The 17674-nt window shown below is 41.1% G+C and carries 14 protein-coding genes and 1 pseudogene; 14 read left to right on the top strand and 1 reads right to left on the bottom strand.

All coding sequences use genetic code 11. The annotated features are described in order from the left end of the window. Positions 1-10: 10 nt before the first annotated feature. From LZF95_RS17625 to LZF95_RS17690, 13 genes and pseudogenes are all read left to right on the top strand, one after another. Positions 11-1945 (top strand): heavy metal translocating P-type ATPase, encoded by a 1935-nt coding sequence (locus tag LZF95_RS17625; RefSeq protein ID WP_233756346.1) that lies wholly within the window; start codon positions 11-13, stop codon positions 1943-1945. A 65-nt stretch (positions 1946-2010) separates the two neighbouring features. Next, a complete protein-coding gene (locus tag LZF95_RS17630) occupies positions 2011-3978 on the top strand; it encodes an FTR1 family protein (RefSeq protein WP_233756347.1) in 1968 nt (655 codons plus the stop codon). A 210-nt stretch (positions 3979-4188) separates the two neighbouring features. Next, entirely contained in the window at positions 4189-5592 is a 1404-nt protein-coding gene (lpdA, locus tag LZF95_RS17635) for a dihydrolipoyl dehydrogenase (protein WP_233756348.1), read from the top strand. Positions 5593-5728: 136 nt separating this feature from the next. Continuing rightward, the gene (locus LZF95_RS17640) at positions 5729-8371 is read left to right on the top strand and encodes a TonB-dependent receptor (protein WP_233756349.1); all 2643 of its coding nucleotides are present in this window, start codon (positions 5729-5731) and stop codon (positions 8369-8371) included. A gap of 73 nt (positions 8372-8444) precedes the next feature. Beyond that, entirely contained in the window at positions 8445-9701 is a 1257-nt protein-coding gene (locus LZF95_RS17645) for a cytochrome P450 (RefSeq protein ID WP_233756350.1), read from the top strand. Continuing rightward, positions 9694-11061 (top strand): phenylacetate--CoA ligase family protein, encoded by a 1368-nt coding sequence (locus tag LZF95_RS17650; protein ID WP_233756351.1) that lies wholly within the window; start codon positions 9694-9696, stop codon positions 11059-11061. The genes LZF95_RS17645 and LZF95_RS17650 overlap by 8 nt, the downstream gene beginning before the upstream one ends. 10 nt (positions 11062-11071) lie before the next feature. Next, positions 11072-11737 (top strand): cation transporter, encoded by a 666-nt coding sequence (locus tag LZF95_RS17655; RefSeq protein ID WP_233756352.1) that lies wholly within the window; start codon positions 11072-11074, stop codon positions 11735-11737. Between the two features lie 21 nt (positions 11738-11758). Then, positions 11759-12114 (top strand): annotated as a pseudogene (locus LZF95_RS27795) (STAS/SEC14 domain-containing protein). A 10-nt stretch (positions 12115-12124) separates the two neighbouring features. Beyond that, complete coding sequence (locus tag LZF95_RS17670) at positions 12125-12964, top strand: cation diffusion facilitator family transporter (protein ID WP_233756355.1); 840 nt, start codon at positions 12125-12127, stop codon at positions 12962-12964. Positions 12965-13017: 53 nt separating this feature from the next. Next, positions 13018-13812, top strand: a complete 795-nt coding sequence (locus LZF95_RS17675; RefSeq protein WP_233756356.1) for a cation transporter — start codon at positions 13018-13020, stop codon at positions 13810-13812. A 171-nt stretch (positions 13813-13983) separates the two neighbouring features. Then, positions 13984-14358: a metalloregulator ArsR/SmtB family transcription factor gene (locus tag LZF95_RS17680; protein WP_233756357.1), complete on the top strand. Its 375-nt coding sequence runs from the start codon at positions 13984-13986 to the stop codon at positions 14356-14358. Further along, positions 14355-14954, top strand: a complete 600-nt coding sequence (gene merTP / locus LZF95_RS17685; RefSeq protein WP_233756358.1) for a mercuric transport protein MerTP — start codon at positions 14355-14357, stop codon at positions 14952-14954. Before LZF95_RS17680 ends, merTP begins: the two co-directional genes overlap by 4 nt. Before the next feature lie 5 nt (positions 14955-14959). After that, entirely contained in the window at positions 14960-15169 is a 210-nt protein-coding gene (locus tag LZF95_RS17690; protein ID WP_233756359.1) for a GDCCVxC domain-containing (seleno)protein, read from the top strand. Positions 15170-15945: 776 nt separating this feature from the next. Here the strand turns inward: LZF95_RS17690 and LZF95_RS17695 are convergent. Beyond that, entirely contained in the window at positions 15946-16305 is a 360-nt protein-coding gene (locus tag LZF95_RS17695; RefSeq protein ID WP_233756360.1) for a helix-turn-helix domain-containing protein, read from the bottom strand. A gap of 107 nt (positions 16306-16412) precedes the next feature. Here LZF95_RS17695 and LZF95_RS17700 point away from each other — a divergent pair, with 107 nt between their 5' ends. After that, positions 16413-17021, top strand: coding sequence for an FMN-dependent NADH-azoreductase (locus LZF95_RS17700; RefSeq protein WP_233756361.1), 609 nt, complete (start codon positions 16413-16415; stop codon positions 17019-17021). The last annotated feature ends 653 nt before the right edge of the window (positions 17022-17674 follow it).

The following is a 17674-nucleotide window of genomic DNA, read 5'->3' on the forward strand; positions in this document are numbered from 1 at the left end:
TGTTTGCATTATGACAAAAAAGAAAAAAATAAATCTGAGAGATCTTAATAAAAAAATGGTATCTACCGGGAATCCTGCGAGTAAAATGAAGTTAGGAACGTATGTTCCGGCAATAGCCAGTTTTGCAATGCTGATAGTCGGTATCTCACTTGATTACTTTAATCTACTACCATTTTTTAAGGGGTGGGTTCGCCCTGTATGGTACGGCTTGGCCTATGCTCCCGTGGGCTTTCCTGTGATCAAAGAAGGCTGGGAAAGTATCAGGAAAGGTGATTTTTTCACTGAATTCTTCCTGATGTCCATTGCTACATTAGGAGCGTTTGCCATAGGTGAATACCCGGAAGGTGTAGCCGTGATGTTGTTTTATGCGGTAGGTGAACTCTTTCAAAATGCTGCAGTGAGACGGGCTAAAAGCAATATAAAGGCCTTACTTGATGTGCGGCCTAATATAGCTTTGGTATATCGGGACAATGATTTTGTAGAGGTAAACCCGGAAATGGTGCATATCGGGGAAAAGGTTCAGGTGCGAACAGGAGAAAAAATACCTTTGGACGGCATCCTTTTGTCTGAAAAGGCCAGCGTCAATACGGCAGCCATCACAGGGGAAAGTAAACCTGACACCATATATAAAGAAGATAAGGTTTTTGCGGGGAGTATTAACCTTGAAGGCGTAATCGAACTGGAAACGACCAAAGAATTTAACGACAGCTCCATTGCCCGGATTTTGGATATGGTACAAAATGCCACGGCAAGGAAATCAAAAACGGAGCTTTTTATCAGGAAGTTTGCCCGGATATATACCCCTATCGTGGTAATTCTTGCCATCTGCCTCACCGTTCTCCCCTACTTTTTTGTAGATAATTACGTATTCCAGGATTGGTTATACAGAGCGCTTATCTTCCTGGTAATCTCCTGTCCCTGTGCATTGGTAATTTCTATTCCACTGGGCTATTTCGGGGGCTTAGGTGCGGCCTCAAGAAACGGTATCCTGTTTAAGGGAGCCTCATTTCTTGATGCCATAACTAAAGTAAATACAGTGGTTATGGATAAAACAGGCACCGTTACCAAAGGGGTGTTTAAGATCAAAGAGATCAAACCAGTAGGTATTTCCGAAAATGAAATGATGTCCTATCTGTTGGCCCTGGAGGAGCAGTCCACCCACCCGATTGCCCGTGCCATAATGGAGTATGAATTAAATGGCCAGCATTATACAGCGTCTGATGTAAGCGAAATAGCAGGAAAGGGGTTAAAAGGTAAAGTCAATCATAAAACGGTTTTAGTAGGCAATAAAGCATTAATGACAACTCATGGCATTGATGTTCCGGAAGAGACTGATACCATCGTTGAATCTATCGTGATGATCGCCATTGATGATCTATTTTCCGGCTACGTTACCATTGCCGACCAATTGAAAGAAGATGCGGTAGAAGCTGTAAGGCAAATGCATGATGCCGGCATTAAGAAAATCATTATGCTGTCGGGCGACAAGCCATCAATTACCGAAAAAATTGGAAAAGAATTGGGCTTAGAACAAGCCAAAGGCGGTTTGTTACCGGAGGATAAGCTTCATGAAGTGGAGGAAATGAAGAAAGACCCATCAGTCAGCATTGCTTTTGTGGGTGACGGGATCAACGATGCACCCGTTTTGGCAGTCAGTGATGTGGGGATAGCCATGGGTGGGCTCGGAAGTGATGTGGCGATTGAAACGGCTGATGTGATCATCCAGACAGATCAGCCTTCAAAGATTGCAAGGGCTATAAAAATAGGTAGATCTACACGTAAGGTGGTCTGGCAGAATATTGCCCTGGCCTTCGGGGTAAAATTAATAATGATGATCCTGGGAGCCGTAGGGTTAGCATCTTTGTGGGAAGCCGTATTTGCAGATGTAGGTGTGGCCTTTCTGGCTATTTTGAATGCTATCAGAATCCAGAAAATGAAGTTTTAAACCAAATTGTGGTTTGTTTAACAGATAGCTAAATGTAATTAGAGAGGTTTTAAAGGACTAAATAGATGATAAGAAACTCATTATATACAATTTTTACAGTAGGTGTACTGCTCTGCATTTTTCCGCATAACGTAATGGCAAGCAAGGATGATAATAGCCTGCGAACCACCATTCATTTGCTGGACTATATTTCAAGAGATTTCACCGCAGCCGTGCAAAATGGCGAAGTAATAGACGAAGGCGAGTTTGCAGAAATGCAGGAATTCAGTGACAAAGTGTATTTGCTCATTGAAGAAAGTGATCTGCCGCAGGATAACAAGCTGCTTATTCTGTCACAGTTAAAAGAATTAGGAAAGCAAATAGAAAATAAATTTCCTCATAAAAGTATTTCAACCTTAGCCCAACAGGCCAGACGAGAAATTATCAAAACGACCGGTCTTAAAACGGCTCCTCTGATATGGCCTGATCTCAAAAACGGAAAAAGCTTATATGTACAGAATTGTACTTCCTGCCATGGAGTGAATGGATCGGGAGACGGTAGGTTGGCGGCAGGCTTAAAACCGGCTCCTACCAATTTTCTCAATGCTAACCTGATGCAGGAAATCTCGCCTTTTCAGGCATATAACACTATAAAACTGGGTGTGGAAGGCACTGCCATGCAAAGTTTTACCACCTTATCCGATAAAGAAATTTGGGATTTGGCATTTTATATAAAATCTCTCCGCTTTACAACTCAAGCTGACCAAAATACTGAGCTGCAACAGAAGTTTGATCTGGCAAACAATACAGTGAATTTGGAGGAGGTGGCTACCCTTTCAGATGTGGAATTACTTAAAAGTCTGAGGAATGATTATAGTGCTGATAATGAGCTGTTTCTAACGGCATTGAGAACTCAATTTCCCGGAGATAATGCACAAAAATATTCGCTTGATAAAGCAAGAAATTATTTAAAAAGTGCCTTACAAAATTATACTTTCGGCAGGTACTCCTATGCACGTGAAGATGCCCTGGTAGCTTACCTGGAAGGTATTGAGCCTTCGGAGGCAAGGCTAAAGGCCAATGCTCCCGCTTTTACAGCCAGCCTGGAGCAGCAAATGTTTAAGATCCGTGAGGTAATCGAAAATAAAGGTGATAAAGCACAAGTTGAGAAAGAAATTGACAATGGCCTTTCCATGCTGCGTCAGGCAGAGGAAATGATGCAGGACAAAAAACTTAATTATTGGCTGTCATTTGCATTGTCAGCTTCAATTATGTTGCGAGAGGGGCTGGAAGCATTTTTGATCCTGGCCCTCATTCTGGCCCTCATTCGTTCATCAGGACTAAAAAAGGCTATACCCTGGGTGCACGGAGGGTGGATAACCGCCATACTGTTAGGAGTGGCCGGATGGTTTTTCTCCGATTGGGTGATTGGTATAAGCGGTAAAAACCGGGAGATCATGGAAGGAATGATTTCGCTGGTGGCAGTGATCGTCCTGGCCTTGGTAGGATTCTGGTTGCATGACCACTCACATGCTAAAAATTGGAAAAAGTTTATCGAAGAAAAAATAGGCAAACAGCTAAAAAAAGACAAAATGTTCGGTATTGCTTTTTTCTCCTTTATGGTTGTGTTTCGTGAGGCCTTTGAATCCGTCTTGTTTTTACAGGCTATCAGCCTGGAAACGCAACCAGAGCATCAATCATCCATTGGTTTGGGTGTTCTGGCTGCTTTTGCATTAATCGCACTGTTTGCAATCCTGTTTGTAAGGTATTCAAAGAAGATACCTGTTCGGCAGTTGTTTCGATATTCCGCCTGGGTAATTGCCCTGCTAGCATTGATCCTGATCGGTAAGGGTGTCCATTCCATTCAGGAAGCTGGATGGCTATCCATTACCGGTTTTCCTGTATCGGTGAGTGTAGATTGGCTGGGGATATATCCCACTATTGAAACAGTAGCGGCACAAATCATCTTATTTGTCATCATGTTATTGCTCTATTATGGGAGTAACCGTAAAACCAGATTAAACCAACAGATTGAATCAAATGCTACTAAATAAAAGAATATCCATACATAAAGGCTCTACCCTGGTAGTTGTGTTTAATGCTTTGCGTTTGTTGGCTTATGAGAAGTGAGAAAATTGAATATGTAAAGTGTTGAAAGCTAAAAGGAGTTAGCAAAAAGTCTTAGGAAAAGCAACAGGTTGGGGTGCCTGAAAACTGAACCCTAACGGCTCAATGGTCAACTTTAATTTAAAAAACATACGAATATGGAAAAATTTGATGTAACTATAATAGGCTCTGGCCCTGGCGGGTATGTAAGCGCCATTCGATGTGCTCAATTAGGATTGAAAACGGCAATTATTGAAAGGTACAGCACGTTGGGAGGCACCTGCCTTAATGTGGGCTGTATCCCGTCAAAAGCCTGGTTGGAAGCCTCTGAGCATTATTTCAAACTCAAGCATCAATTTGAAAATTTTGGGATTGATGTAAAAGAAGCCAATGTCGATATCAAAAAAATGAACCAAAGGGTACAGGATGTGGTACAGGAAATCATCAATGGCGTTGACTATCTGATGAAAAAGAACAAAGTTACCGTATATGAAGGCCACGGCACCATCAAGGACAAAAACACGATTGAAATTAAGGGCGAAGATAAAAATGAAACCATAGCAACCGATAAAATAATCATTGCCACAGGGTCCAAACCCGCTTCACTGCCCAATATTAAAATCGATAAAAAAAGGATAATCTCTTCTACCGAGGCCCTTGCGCTACGGGAAATCCCCAAGCATTTAATGGTCGTTGGCGGTGGCGTTATCGGGGTTGAGATAGGTTCTGTTTTTGCCCGCCTGGGCTCTAAGGTGTCTATTGTGGAATATTTTGATAGCCTTATTGCCTCTATGGATGGCGCACTGGGACATCAACTGCACCGTTCCCTAAGAAAACAGGGAATTGAGTTTTATTTGGAACATAAGGTGACAAATGCAACAGCAACAGATAACAAAGTGGAATTGAAAGCGGAAAACCTTTCCGATAAAGAAGAAATATTGTTAGAAGGAGATTATTGCCTTATGGCCATTGGCCGAAAACCATACACCGCCAATTTGGGCCTTGAAAATATAGGAGTGGAAACCAACGAGAAAGGACAGATAAAGGTAGATGAAAACCTCGAAACCAGCGTACAGGGTGTATATGCCATAGGAGATGTGATCCGGGGAGCAATGCTTGCCCATAAAGCCAGTGAAGAAGGCGTATTTGTAGCCGAACGGATTGTTGGCCAAAAACCACATATCAATTATTCGCTCATCCCAAATATTGTGTACACCCAACCCGAGGTTGCAGGAGTAGGTTTGACAGAGGAAGAATTGAAAAAGGCCAATAAAAATATAAAAACAGGATCTTTTCCATTCAAGGCCAATGCAAGGGCAAAAATAAGTATGGATACCGATGGCTTTATCAAGGTAATTGCAGATAAGGAAACAGATGAGATATTGGGAGTGCACATGATAGGCCCACGCATCGCGGACAGTTATACCGAAGCGGTGGTGGCCATGGAGTTTAGGGCATCTGCCGAAGATGTTGCACGGATGTCGCACGGGCACCCCACATTTTCCGAAACCTTTAAGGAAGCTTGTTTAGCGGCAACAGAAGACAGGGCATTACATATTTAAGCCTTTCAATCCATGAAGCTTCCATATAAGTAGTGGTGTTTAATACGTTGCGATTGTTGCCTTGTAGGCTTATAAGAAGTAGTACTCAATATTTGAAATTAAATTATAGAATTAGCAAACTAAATTAAGACTGAAGATGACAAAACAAAATGTACTCTTGATCTTATTATTAACACTATTAAGTATTACCTCTTTTGCCCAAATTAAAGTAAGTGGAAAGGTGGTTGACAGTGAGGATAAACAACCACTTATTGGCTCTCAGATTATGGTGGAACCTCAGGGCGTTGGTACTGTAACCAATGAATCGGGATTTTTTGAGATCACACTTCCGGATGGCTCATATACAATTAAAATAAAATATTTGGGTTATGACGCAAAAACTTTTTCCGTCAATACTGACTCACCCGATTTGGGAGTAATAGCCCTGGTACGAGCCAGTACAACTTTGGATGAAGTCATCGTAAGTGCATCACCCAATAATTTTAAAGAGGAATTTAAAGGAAGCAATTTCAGAATAAGTCCGATTGCCCTGAAAAACATCAATCCACTGAGTGCGGAAGAAGTGCTGCGGATGGTACCCGGAGTGAACATTGTAGGTGATATGGGGCTTTCAAACCGCCCCAATATAAGTATCAGAGGGTCCTGGGGAAGGCGTTCTAAAAAGGTACTGTTGATGGAAGATGGAACACCATCCGCACCTGCTCCCTACATTGCACCGGGTGCTTATTACAACCCTGTGAGCGACCGGTTGACCGCCATCGAGGTGTACAAAGGTGCAGATATGCTGCGTTTTGGGCCAAATAATATGTATGGTGCCATTAATTACATTACCGCATTGCCGCCTCAAAAACCTGAATTACGAATGAAGTTGATTGGTGGTCAACGAAATTATCAAACAGGCTTATTGTCTTATGGCGGCACCTGGAACAATCTAGGGGCATTGGTCGAGGGCGTTTACAAAAAGTTTGATGGATTTACCGATAATTCATCGGTAGAAGTGCTGAATTTGAATGCGAAAATATATGCTAAACTTTCTGATAATCAATCCCTGTATTTCAAAGTGAGTGGCCAATTTGAGGATAATCAAGCTTCATTAAGTTCCCAAACACCATTTACCTTCGATACCGACCCAACCCAAAATCCCTTGGATGCTGACCAATTTACCATGAGGCGTTATGGGGTGGACATTATCCATAAATGGTTGCCTAATAGTAACCTGAGTTTCACCTCAAAAATTTATGCTACCGATTTTGAGCGGGATTGGTGGAGACAAATCACGGCAAAGGTCAAAGCATCAGAGGTAAGGAATTACGTTGGAGATGCGATTTTCAACGACCGTTACAGCTATTTGAATGGAAATACCTTGGGAGAAGAGGATTACGTTATTGTGGGCAGGGTGCTGAACGGTCGGGAAAGCACCACGGATAGTCGTTGGACATACACTGTTTCGGGATTAAAAGAAACGATGAATTATGATTGGCAAGCATTCGGTGAAAAACAACACCTGGAAGCAGCTATCAATTTGCACCGTGAAACCTTCAAAGACCGCTTTTTAGTGGCCGACAGCAGTAGGTGGGCAAGAAATGGAACCACCACAACAGATTTGTGGTACAGGTTATGGTCTTTCAACGGTTTTATCCGAAATGAATTTAATATCGGAAAATGGGGCATCACACCTATCCTTCGTTTGGAATACGTGGATATGTACCGACAAGATTTATTGGCTCTTGCCCAAAACCCGAACATAAACAGCACGGAAGAAGGTAGGGAGCCGAATGCTTACACGCAATTTTTACCGGGCCTTACAGTAGATTATCGCATTCAAGATGGGGAATTTTATGGAAGCATCTATCAGGGTATGATAGCCCCGTCCAAGGTATTCGGGTTTTTGGTGGAGCAGGACGGTGTTGTTACCAACCCGCTTGCAGGACAAAGCATCAACATTGAACCCGAATTGGCGTGGAACAGGGAAATCGGTTGGCGAGGAAATTTATGGGATAATCGCATTGACGGGCAACTGACCTACTTCAACAATACCAGCCGGAATTTCTATGCGGGAGGCCGAAATGAAGTATTTCAGGGATTAGGCAAAATTAATGTGCAAGGGTTGGAGGTTGCTCTTGGTGCGGAACTTTTCAATATAAACCAGCACCATATTCGTCTTTTCGGAAATATCAATGTGATGCAGTCGAAAGTGTTGGAAGGTAGATTGGTGGACAAAGATCTTTTTTCGCAAGTCATTCACAGTACCGCCACCCAAAACGAGTATATCGATAAAGTAAACGCCAACCGAAGTGCCTATGAGGTATATGTTTCGGACGGTTCGGGAGGTGAAGTATTACTTACTGATGAAACCATAGATCAAGCTGATTTTCAGAACATAACAAAAAGCGTTATCCGTTTTGGAGAGGACGGCATTTCAGATGCCGAAGCTCCTTACACACCCAAATGGAACGCGAGCATTGGTTTGAACTATGATTTCCAAAACCTATCCGTTGGAGTCAGTGGACATTTCGTAAGCGAGCAATTCACCGAGTTCCATAATTTTAGCAACGAGTCTGCCGATGGGGCAATCGGAAAGCTGCCTGCCTATCGTTCGATAGATGCCTACGTGAACTATGATTTTATTTTGGGTAAAAAACTGAGTATGACTGCCTTTGTTAACGGAAAGAATGTTACCAATGAAATTTACCGGGCCTCTCGCTTGAACCGTGCCACATCAGGGATATTCGGAGGTGGTTTCAGGCAAATTATTTTTGGTGTCAATTTGAGGATATGAGAAGATTGTCGGTATATAAAAAGGGTAGTGTATATAAAATAAGAAAAAATGATTATTTAAAGATATAAAGAATATGACAACTATTCCGAAAGACAAAAACATCGATAGCAGTTTGACGCTACTTCGTGACGGCTATGAATTTATACAGAAAAAGCGTAAAAAGCTTGGATCCAATATTTTTAGAACTCGCTTAATGTTAAAGAAAACGATCTGCATGAGTGGAAGAGAAGCCGCGGAGGTTTTCTACGATAATGAAAAGTTTCAGCGCAAAGGTGCTACTCCTAAAAGAGTGCAAAAAACATTATTCGGCCAAAAGGGGGTTCAGACATTGGATAATTCAGCACACAGACAAAGAAAAGAAATGTTTATGTCTTTGATGAAGCCGGATAGCCTTGAACAGTTCTTAGAGATCAAAAAAGGTTATTGGGAAACATACATTAGTAAATGGGAGAAAGAAGAGCAAATAATATTATTTAACGAAGTACAGGCGCTACTCTGTCGTGCAGTCTGTTCGTGGTCGGGAGTGCCGCTGCGAGAAGAAGAAGTGCAACAAAGAGCAAAGGATCTTGGGGCTATGGTAGATGCCTTTGGAGCCATCGGTCCAAGGCACTGGAGAGGAAAGCAGGCTCGGAAAAGAGCTGAAAAATGGATTGGTAACCTTATTAAAGAAATCCGTAACGGCAAAATTCAGGTAGAAAAGGGCACTGCCGCCCACTCAATTGCTTTTCACTGTGAGCTTGATGGTAAATTGTTGGACACAAAGGTTGCAGCAGTAGAGCTGCTCAATGTAGTAAGACCCACCGTAGCCATAGCAACCTACATTACTTTTACTGCTCTTGCTTTACATCAATATCCACAATACAAAAAAGAAATACAGACAGAGAAAGAGAATCTGACAGAAATGCTGGTACAGGAAGTACGAAGGTTTTATCCATTCACCCCAATGGTAGGCGCCATTGTGCGAAAAGAATTTGAATGGAAGGGATATACATTTAAGCGTGGCAGGCTGGTGTTGCTGGATATATATGGCATGCTTCACGATCCTGAATTATGGCAACATCCTCAGGAATTTAATCCTGAAAGATTTATAAACTGGGACGGCAATCCCTTTACCTTAATTCCGCAAGGTGGAGGAGAACATCTACACGGTCATCGGTGTGCGGGTGAATGGCTTACCATTGAATCGATGAAACAAGCTGTAGATTTTCTGACAAATCGGATGACTTATGAGGTACCCGATCAGGATTTGACATTCAGTTTATCGCGTATGCCCACGCTGCCACGCAGTGGTTTTATGATAAGTAAAATAAAAAAATTGCCATATGAATAAAATTAAAACCACGGTTTTATGGATGCTGTTTGATACCTGGAAGGCTAAGAAAGAAGGCTTAAAAGGAATAGAAACACGGCAAAGTAAACGTTTGGCTGATATTGTAGCCTTTGCTCGTGCAAACTCACCTTATTATCAGGAACTATATCAAGAGTTACCAAAGCAGATTGAAGATCCAACATGCTTGCCGGTTACAAGTAAAAAAGAGTTAATGGAGCATTTTAACGATTTCGTCACCGATCCAGAAGTAACCATTGAAAAAGCACAGGCATTTGTTGGTAATCCCGAATTCATTGGGGTGTATTTTTTAAACAAGTACACTGTCGCTACTACCTCCGGAACTACAGGAAAAAAGGGAATATTCCTTATTGATGAGAGGAGCTTTAAAGTAGTGGGCGCTCTTGCATTTCGCATGATGATTTCCTGGCTTGGTTTAGGCGACTTCATTCGTATTCTTGTTAACCGGGGCCGTTTGACGATGATAAACGCAATGGGTGGGCACTTTGCTTCCGCCATCGCTGCGGTACGGCTAAAAAAGAAGCGTGACAAAAGGTATCAGGTCCTTCCTGTGAACATGCCCATACCAGATATGGTTAAAAACCTCAACCAGTTCCAGCCCATAATACTTGCCCCCTATGCAAGTATGGGCCCGCTGCTGGCCAGTGAACAGGAAGCTGGACGGCTGCACATAAATCCTTCGCTAATCGTGCTCTCTGCAGAAGGGTTACCTGAAAAAGAGTACCAACGGATTTCAAGGGCATTAAATGCTAAAGTCTACGATAGTTATGCTGCTACGGAATGTCCTTTTATTAGCTACAGGTGCAGATATGGCTGGCTCCATGTAAATAGCGATTGGGTGATACTGGAACCTGTTGACGAGGATTATAAACCAACTCCTCCAGGGAAACAGTCATACACTGTACTTCTAACCAATCTTGCTAATAAAATACAGCCCATACTTCGCTATGACCTTGGAGATAGTATTTTACAAAAACCTGAACCCTGCAAATGTGGTAACCCGCTTCCTGCTATTCGTGTACAAGGCCGCTCTTCTGATGTGCTTACTTTTCCTGCGGATGGGGAAAAAGTATCTATTGCGCCTTTGGCATTCAGCACTGTAGCTGCACGCATTCCCGGGATTGATTTGTTCCAGCTTGTACAGACCTGTCCGACAAATCTTCGTATACGCCTGAAGCTTTCGGCTGGTGCAGAACCTGAGCGGATTTGGCAAACAATACTCGCAGAGCTAGCTGGTGTGCTAAAAGAGAATAGACTTGAAAACATCACCTTGGAGAAAGCTGAAGAACTGCCTGAACAGACATCCGGTGGTAAGGTTCGTGAGGTAATTCCATTAAAATAATAGACCAGTCATGAGCGATAATAACAACAACGAAGAAGACGAGATCCAGCTCGATGCTTCTAATAAAGCTGAAAGAAAAACATTAAAACAGGTTCTGGGAATCAATATGTTTCAGGTGGCACTGGCCGGTATTGTTGGCTTTATAGCAAATTCCACAGGGCTATTGGGTGCTGCACTTGACAATCTTGCTGACTCAGCCGTTTACCTTGTAAGCATTTACGCTGTGGGCAAAGGTGTTGTAGCTCAATCACGCGCTGCAAACCTTTCCGGTGTTCTTTTAATTGGGCTGGGTCTGCTTTTGTTGGGTGAAGTGATCAGGCGTTTTGTTACAGAAGCCGAACCAATTGGATGGGCCATGATCATCACGGCTATAGTAAATGCAGCAAGTAACCTGCTTGCCTTGCGCTTGCTGAAATCTCAAGGGGAAAGAGGCGTACACATGAAGGCCTCCATGGTATTTACCAGCAACGATATGCTGGTAAATTTAGGCATTGTATTGTCCGGTGTCGGGGTGATGGTGTTTAACTCCCCTCTTCCGGATTTGATCATCAGCCTTATTGTGGTTGGAGTGGTGCTACAGGGAGGATGGAAAATACTTAAACAGGCACAAAGTGCACGCAGGAAAGGTGTTGCAGCTTCGGAATACAATAATCAGAAGAAAAAGCATAGAGAATAAAAATTGAAAATCTGAAATACGATGATTCAAATACTCGAACAAACAAAAGGCAACATCATTGCGACAAAAGCCACAGGAAAATTAACGGAAGTTGATTACGATAAACTGTTGCCACTGTTCAACGATAAGCTGAAGCAATACCGGAAGATCCGTTGGTATTTTGAAATGGAAGATTTGACGGGTGCGAACTGAACGTTTTTTCGGAAGATTTAAAGTTTGATGCCAAACATGCCAATGACTTTGATAAAGTGGCCATGGTAGGCGAAAAAAAGTGGGAAGAAAAAATGTCTGACCTAATGGGTTTTTTCAGTTCAGGTGAAGTTAAATACTTTGATATTTCAGAAAAAGAAACTGCATTCAAGTGGATTAAAAAATAACAGCTAGGCAGTGGCAAAAAAAGATAACAATATCAGGACAGCCTTTTTCCTGAATCTAGCCTTTACCGTGCTAGAAGTCACAGGTGGTTTGATTTCAGGCAGTATCGCTATTTTAGCAGACTCACTCCATGATTTTGCTGACAGTCTTTCACTGGGTGCAGGCTGGTACTTCGAAAAGAAATCCAGGAAAGGAAGTACGGATAAATATTCTTATGGATATGCCCGGTTTTCTTTATTGGGAGCGATGATAAACGCGTTGACATTATTGCTCGGATCAATCTATATAGTTTATGCATCTGTTGAGCGAATAATAAATCCACAGAACCCTGATGCATATTGGATGCTTGGCATTTCATTTTTGGGTATAGCCTTAAATGGAATCGGTGTTTGGAAGTTGAAATCCGGTAAATCGATGAACAAACAGGTTATGATGATTCATCTTTTAGAGGATGCTCTTGGATGGGTTGCTGTTCTTGTTGGGAGCATTGTCATGTTGCTATTTGATGTTCCAATATTGGATCCTATTCTGGCCATTGTTATTAACCTTACTGTTCTTGTATTTGCTATGCATAAACTGGTACAGGCACTAAAAATACTGCTTCAAAAAGTTCCGAAGAACATCAATCTCCCTGAACTTCGTCAAAAAATACTTTGCTTGGACAAAGTTAAAGATGTAGAGCATTTACATATATGGTCGCTAACGGAGGAAAAAGCTGTGGTCACTGCACATGTTATAGTTTCAGACATTCGATTATTATCGGATTCAAGTGCTATAAAAGAGCAGATTCATGCAATTTTAAGCGATATAGATACCGAACATATCAACATTGATCTGAAGAGTTCTGATTGATAATATATATTTAAATCTTAAAAATCTTGCTGTCAAAAGATAAGCTAGTCAACATGCAAAAAACAATCTTTGAGATAACCAAAATGGACTGCCCTTCGGAGGAGAACCTTATCAGGATGAATTTGGACGGTATTTCCAGTATTGAAAATTTGGAATTTGATATCCCAAAACGGAAACTGACAGTTTTTCATCAAGGGGAAATTGAAGCCATCGAAAAGTCTGTTGTGGACTTAAATTTAGGAGGGAGGAAAATTTCCACCGAGCAGACTGACCAATCGGTCTTTAAAGAACACACTCACCAAAAAAAGTTACTATGGTCTGTCCTTGCAATAAATTTTGCGTTTTTTCTAATCGAAATGACCACAGGAATTATTTCCAAATCTATGGGGCTGGTTGCCGATAGCTTGGATATGCTTGCGGATAGCTTTGTGTATGGGATAAGTTTATTTGCAGTGGGGGGAACAATATATAGGAAAAAGCGGATTGCTAAATGGGCTGGATATTTTCAGATCATACTTGCGATCATCGGATTTGTAGAGGTATTAAGAAGATTTTTTGGAGTCGAGAAGCTTCCGGATTTTTCAACAATGATTATTGTCTCAATTCTTGCCCTCATGGCGAATGGAATTTGTCTTTATCTGTTGCAAAAATCGAAAAGCAAAGAAGAGGCTCATATGAAAGCAAGTATGATTTTTACTTCAAATGATGTGATTATTAATTTAGGTGTAATTGCCGCAGGCCTATTAGTTCATTGGCTAGAATCCAGTACGCCAGATCTGGTTATAGGAACAATTGTTTTTGTCTTGGTTGTTCAAGGGGCATTTAGAATTTTAAAAGTGAGCAAATAGAAAAACATGAAGTGATTTTATTCGAAATAACGGTAGGTAAGGATAATTTCAGACTAAGTAAAAATATTTGATTTTAGGATATTAACGTTGCAGAGTATTGGATTTTTAGAACAAAAGTAAAAATGTATTTAAGCATTTGCTTAAATAAGAAGTCTCCTTATTTTTGTATTCATGGATATCATTTCTTGTATTAGGCAACAAGCGGACGTTGAACAACTAAACCACTGCAAAAGCCGAGTTTTTGAGCTTCACGAATCCTTCGACTATTTATCAAAGGGACTTGAGCTGGCTGGGAATAAGGTCAGGTTGAAAATTCTTTTCCTGCTTTATGAAGAGAAACAACTATGTGTATGTGATTTGAGTGATATTCTAGGAATGACCATATCGGCAATTTCTCAACATCTCAGGAAACTCAAAAATCAGAAGGTCATCGAAGCTGAAAGACAAGCGCAAACTATTTTCTACTCCTTAGCTGAAGAGTATAAAATCCTGCTTAAACCGATATTCACATTAATTGAGGAAAATAAAGTTTTCGAAACTGTATGAAGAAAGATAATACACTAATCGGCGCAGGAGTTCTATCATCCTTTACGGCTTCCATATGTTGCATTACTCCTGTTTTTGCTCTTGTCGCGGGAACAAGCGGAATCGCATCCACTTTTTCCTGGCTTGAATCAGCAAGACCTTACTTTATTGCTTTTACAATTTTGACTCTTGGTTTTGCTTGGTATCAGATTTTGAAACCTAAAAGAGAAGCGGATTGCTATTGCGAAACGCGGACTAAACCGAAGTTGATTGAAACCAAAACATTTTTGGGTGTTTTGACAGCGTTTGCTATGCTCATGCTTGCCTTTCCAAGTTACTCGCAAATCTTCTACCCCAAGACAGGAAGCCAGACGGTACTGGTTGACAATGAAAATCTTCAGACCGTAGAGTTTTCTATCAATGGGATGACATGCGCAAGTTGTGAAGAATATGTAAACCATGAAGTGAATAAACTTTCTGGAATAATCAGCTCGACCACATCATATGATAACGGCAATGCTGTTATACAGTTTGACAGCTTAAAAACGAATGCTTCTGAAATTGAAACAGCAATAAATAAAACAGGATACAAAGTAACAGAAAGAAAGGAAAAGTAATTAGCATGAATGTCCTACTAAAATCAATAATCACCTGCCCTGAGTGCGGAAATCAGAAAGAAGAAACCATGCCGACAGAGGCCTGTCAATTCTTTTATGACTGTGAGAATTGTAAAATGGTATTGAAACCTAAGAAGGGAGATTGCTGTGTTTATTGCTCCTATGGAACAGTGCCTTGTCCTCCTATTCAAGAGCACAAGCCTTGTTGTTCTTAAACATTGAAAAAAATTAAATATTGACAGCCCTTATTTATCTTCAAAGAGTAACATCTGGTTTTACTAGTTTTTCAATTCATTAAGGTTTGCAATTCTAAATCATTTTTAGCAAAGTATTGGATTCATACTAGGCTATACTTTGGAATTTTTGTAAATTTACCTCGTTCTTGAGAACAAGTTCTTTTAATACAAGAAGTAAGCAGGAAGCTTTAAGCTATTGTAATATCCTGATTTACAACGAATTGTGTTTTGTTTTCGTTATAAATTATTGGATTGCGTCAATCGTGTAGTTCTGTGAAAATCTAATTTGTAATTAACTGATTATCAATTATATAGTAGCTAGGTTCATTCCCCTTCCTCTCTGCAAATAAGGCCAACTTTAGCAATAAGGTTGGCTTTTTTCATTTCGGTGTGATCTATTACTTATGGTGAGGAAGGGACGAGAACCCTAGGTTTGAAATCGACCGCAGGGAGATTCGCGAGGGACAGTGCGGCATGGCAGCGTGTATGAGCAATCCCTTCCTCTCTGCAAATAAGGCTAACTTTAGCAATAAGGTTGGCTTTTTTTATTTCGGTGTGATCTATTACTTATGGTGAGGAAGGGATGAGAACCCTCGGGTTTGAAATCGACTTATCAAGTTCTGACTTCGGAGGGGATGCTGACCATTCTAACTAGGGAGATGCATTGTGTAAGAAGAGCCGTACGAATTCATAGGTTCAGAAGTTGGATTCCACTATACCTATTCGACTACCTGCTGGGATTTTGTCTGTTGGTGTTATTTGTTAGCCGTAATTTTCTTTTTATGGTTTTGCCCCCAATCGGCTAATGCACCAACAACGTCCTTGAGTGTAGTTGCGTAGTCTGTGGCGATGTATTCTACAATAACAGGGATTTGGTCCGCTTGCACCTCTCTTTTTACCAAACCGTTTATCTCCAATTGCTTCAATTCGTTTGACAGCACTCTTGCCGAAATGCCTTTGATTGTTCGTTGCAATTCGTTGAACCGTGTATGTCCGCCCAAAACGGCAATCATTACCCTTATTTTCCACCTGCCACCCAAGACATACAAAGCGTCCTCAACTGCGTTGATGTGTTTAGTGCATTGCACCTCTGAAAAGACTGTTTTCTGGTTCATATCTCTCAAACTAACCTAAATGTTACTACTAACCTTTTGTTTACTACTAATTATTTGTTAGCTAATGTAGCTAATTTTGTGTCAGGAACAACAAAAAAATCAGAACGATGAGCAAAAGAATATTACACATTATTACAAGCCCACAAGGTGAGGTTTCGATCAGTAGAAAGCTGGGTAAAGAGATTATTGAAAAAATACAAGCAAAATATCCTGGCAGTATCGTTAAAGAAAGAGATTTGGCAAAAGAGTCGTTTCCGCATTTGGACGCACTACAGATTGGTTCGTGGTTTACGCCTGCCAAGGATCAAACACCTGAACAAGCGAAAGCGATACAGATTTCAGATGAAGCTATTGCAGAAATGAAGGAAGCGGACATTTATGTTATTGGCGCGCCGTTTTACAATTTCGCAATCCCTTCCACTTTGAAAGCATTCTTAGACCACATCGCAAGGCCAGGGATTACTTTCCGTTACAATGAAGACGGAACGCCAGAAGGTTTTTTGAAAAACAAAAAAGCATATATCGCAATTGCTTCAAGCGGTGTGTATTCCGAAGGCGACTTTCAAATGTTTGATTTTGTCAGCCCATACCTGAAATTCATACTCGGGTTTCTTGGTATTACAGACATTGATACGTTTCGTATAGAAGGTCAGAGAATTGATGGAATTAAAGAAACAGCGTTTAAAAAAGGCATTGAGAGCATAGAGATAGCATAAATTGAAAACAACAAAAATCACTTAACTTATTACGTCTCGACAGGTCTGATGTCCCTACCGATGACAGAATGATTAGAGGACATGTGGGACGGGTCAGCCCGACACTTCGATTTCGCTGAGTGTGACAGGAGTCGAGGGTCTTTCGATTTCGAGATTCTCCTCTCTCAGGCGTTCAAGGTGACCACAACCACGGTTCCAAGAACAATTTCTGTCATCTCCATTTTGTGCGGTTGGCAACCAAATGTTAAGTCTCGCAATGGCGTTTTCAACGTTTTACATATTTATTTGTGAAATCCCGAATTAAAAGAAGCGTTTCAGCACATGGGTTTCCCGATTATTTGAGGATAGAATTAGGAGTGGCCAATGCATAATCAGGGTTTATAGATCGGGTGTAGCAAGAACAAGATCAGATAGACTTGATAGAAAAATATGCATTGCAGCCCTTCAAAGTTACCATACTGGCTTCCGTGATCAAATTCGGTTCTTTATCCGGATCGCCATGGAGTCGGTTTTTTACGGTGCCATGATCCTTAAGTCTGACCGCTTATCTGCAGTGAGGAGTCTGTACTTCGGATGGCTACAGGAGCCAATAGGGATAATCACATAAAACTATTGGTCGTACTTCTGAGTTGTTTTTTTTAGTATAAAAGTTT

Source organism: Algoriphagus sp. AGSA1 (assembly GCF_021390545.1).
Taxonomy (GTDB): Bacteria; Bacteroidota; Bacteroidia; order Cytophagales; family Cyclobacteriaceae; genus Algoriphagus.